This is a genomic window from Tabrizicola sp. (assembly GCF_030694085.1).
In the GTDB taxonomy this organism is placed as follows: domain Bacteria; phylum Pseudomonadota; class Alphaproteobacteria; order Rhodobacterales; family Rhodobacteraceae; genus Tabrizicola.
Window position 1 is genome coordinate 1 of sequence record NZ_JAUXZE010000059.1, and the last position, 3,185, is coordinate 3,185.

Sequence of the window (3,185 nt, forward strand, 5' to 3'; positions counted from 1 at the left end):
TGTCTCGCGATGCAAAGGCGGCTCTGCCGCCGGCGGAAATCAGTCGCCCCCCGTCCTTGAAGGGGCGGCCCCTTTGACGGCCGCCTGCCCATCTCTTGAAGGCCGTGTGGGTGACGGGTGGATGAGATTGCCCGGGAAGAGGCAAAGCAACGATCCACAGCCATGACCGGGATCCATGACCCCTGCCCCCGCAGCCCCGGACCGCCCCTTGCGCGATGCAAGTCAGCCGGACAGGCGATGCCGATCCTCTGGTCCGATCTGACCTGCCAGATGCTGGCGCAGCGCTTCCGCGCCGTTCGCCCGGAGATCATCGTTGAAATCCCCGAGCCGTGGTTCCAGCACCCGAACAGAAATCCCGGCCTCGGTTGCTCTGGCGCTCAACCTCTCTGCCGCGCGTTGCCCGGCCGGATCGCGGTCGATGGCGATGTAGAGGCGCTGCAATCCCTCCGGCAGCAGGACGGCCCCGAGGTGACCAGACGAGAGCGCCGCCCAGACGGGAAGGCCGGGGGCGGCTTCGACGAGCGACAGCATAGTCTCGATGCCCTCGCCGACGACGAGGAGGTCAGCATGCGGGGTCAGCCTGACGGCATTGCCGAGAAGGTGACCCATGGCACGCCGCTGCGTCTCGACATCCGCTTTCCCCTGTCCGTCAGGCGCCAGCCAGGTGCGATGCACGCCCTGCAAGACCCCCGCGCCGTCGGTGACTGCGGCGATCAGCGCCGGTCTGGGGAGGCTCCGGGTCTGGCCCTCATCCCGATGCCAGCACTTCGGGTGGAAGCGTAGCGCGCTCATCGTGCCGCCTCGGGTCAGGCCTCGGGCGCGGAGATAGGTGTCTGCAAGCGTGCCTGCGACCGGCACCGAGGCAGCGAACAGCCGCGCCGCCGCCGCTGGCGTGCCACCGGGAGCTTTGGCCTTTTTCGGCGCTGGAGCATCCGGGAAGACCGGCTGCGGACGGCCCAGATGTGCTCGGGCCTCGGCCAGAAGATCGGGAAAGCGGGAGATTCCGGTCCTCTCGCGGATGATGTCGAGAAGATCGCCATGCTCGCCCGTGGCGCCGTCGGTAAACTTGCCTGCCGCACCGGGCCCCGAGGCAGGCCCGGTCAACCGCACGAAGAGTGACCGGCCGGGATTGTTCTGCAGATCGCCCACGATCCAGTAGGACCCCTCCCGCCGTCCGGCGGGAAGGTAGGCGCGACACACGCCTTCGGCATTTTCCACCAGAGCGCGGATCAGATCTTCGGTCTCGGAATACATGGGTCAACACCCTCCCCGCGAATGTAGCCCTGTGACAGCGCAACGCGCGATCACACGCTCCAGCACTGCAATGCCGGCAGGATCGGTCGGGCAGAAGAGGCGCAGCTTCCAACTGATGATCTCCGAGAAGAAGCCATCGGCTTTGAGCCGATCCTTGGCAGCTTCCGAGAAGCCGGAGAGCTCGATCCGGTTAACGCCCATGACCCGGGACCGGTGCAACTCCATCCCCTCGGCCAGCCGCACCACGGTCTTGCCCTCGAGAACGAGGGCATGAACCTGCGCGGCCGTGAGTTTCGGCGCGTCAGCGGCCAGCGTGGTCGCGACCCAGGCGGGCGAAACACGTCGCCCGATGATGCGCTGCCCATCGTCGGTCTGTAGCCGGTAGACGCGGGTTTCATCCTGGGGGAGCTGCTTCCAGATTGGCAGCAGGAGGCCCGCCACGATGTGCAGCGTGGCTTCCGAGAACTCAGGCACCTCGGCCAGTTCGGCAGTCCAGGCGGCGGTGAAGGCCGCGCGGTCGGCCTCCAGCCAGTGGGTGTCCTCCATCATCCTTGCTGGGACGGTGCTGGCCTCCGTCGGGCGGATCAGCCGCAGGCGGGGCTCGATGGTGCCGTCATCCAGCATCAGGCTGGTGGCGGGCACCTGCACCGCCGCCCGGCCAGAGCGGCTGTTGACCAGAAGCCGCGCCTTCGGGTCATCGAGCCAGTCCAGCGCGTCCGCGAGGGAGGTCGGTGTGTTGCGGCGCTTTTCCGCGATGGTCAGCAGTTGGGTTTCTGCGCCGGAACCGAGATGGGTATAGATCACCCGCGCATCCGTGATGCGGAAGCTCTCGGCACGCAGCGTCTCGAGCCCGAGGTCATAGACCCCGGCGGCGATGGCGCCCTCGATCCGTTGGTCGAGCAATTCCTCGAAGGCCGAGAAGAGCACGGCCTGCATGTCGATCGTCAGTGCCAGCAGGCGATTGAGGAAGGTCGTGATCGGCGGCAGGTCATCCTTCAGCCCGTTGTCATCGGTCAGGCTGAGGCCAGTGGCATCCTCAAAGGCCCCGAGCGAGCAGCCCGCCACATCGCCGCGATAGATCCGGCGGTAGAGCTGACGCAGGGCGTCTCTGGCATAGGGGGACTCGAGGTTGTCCTCGGGCCGGAACAGCCCCTGGCCCCCGGTCTGACGCTGACCCCGCGTGATGGCGCCGAGCGTGTCGAGGCGGCGCGCGATGGTCGACAGGAACCGCTTCTCCGCCTTCACATCGGTGGCCACCGGACGGAACAGCGGCGGCTGCGCCTGATTGGTGCGGTTGGTCCGCCCGAGGCCTTGGATGGCCGCATCGGCTTTCCAACCGGGCTCCAGCAGGTAGTGAACGCGCAGGCGCTGGTTCCTGGCCCCGAGATCCGCGTGATAGCTGCGCCCGGTGCCGCCTGCGTCCGAAAAGATCAGGATGCGCTTCTGGTCATCCATGAAGGCAGTGGTTTCCGCGAGGTTGGCCGAACCCGCCCGGCTTTCCACCACAAGGCGCGCAGCCGCACCGTCGCCTTTCCTCACGATGCGGCGCGAGCGGCCCGTGACCTCGGCCACGAGATCGGTGCCGAAGCGCTGAACAATCTGGTCCAGCGCGCCCGGGACGGGAGGAAGCGAGGCCAGCTTTTCGATCAACGCGTCACGCCGGCGGGCGGCTTCGCGGCATTCGACCGGTTGGCCGTCACGGACCACGGGCCGGGACGACAGATTGCCCTCACTGTCGGTGAAGGGCTCGTAGAGTTGCACCGGGAAGGAATGTGCGAGGTAGTCGAAGACGTAATATGCCGCGTCCGCGTTATGCAGAGCGCGGCGCTTCATGTCGTTGATATGATGTTTCATTCCGGGATCTCCACTTGGGATAATCATGATGCCTCTGCTCTCAACCGCAGAAGGACACCCCGACATGACCTCCCCCT

At 66.7% G+C, this 3,185-nt stretch carries 2 protein-coding genes; both read right to left on the reverse strand.

What is annotated here, in order from left to right; all coding sequences use genetic code 11:
• Positions 1–222: 222 nt before the first annotated feature.
• The gene (locus tag Q8M85_RS15075) at positions 223–1,254 is read right to left on the reverse strand and encodes a toprim domain-containing protein (protein WP_305546091.1); all 1,032 of its coding nucleotides are present in this window, start codon (positions 1,252–1,254) and stop codon (positions 223–225) included.
• Positions 1,255–1,257: 3 nt separating this feature from the next.
• A partial coding sequence (locus tag Q8M85_RS15080) for a strawberry notch C-terminal domain-containing protein (RefSeq protein ID WP_371135268.1) occupies positions 1,258–3,185 on the reverse strand: 1,928 nt, incomplete at its 5' end.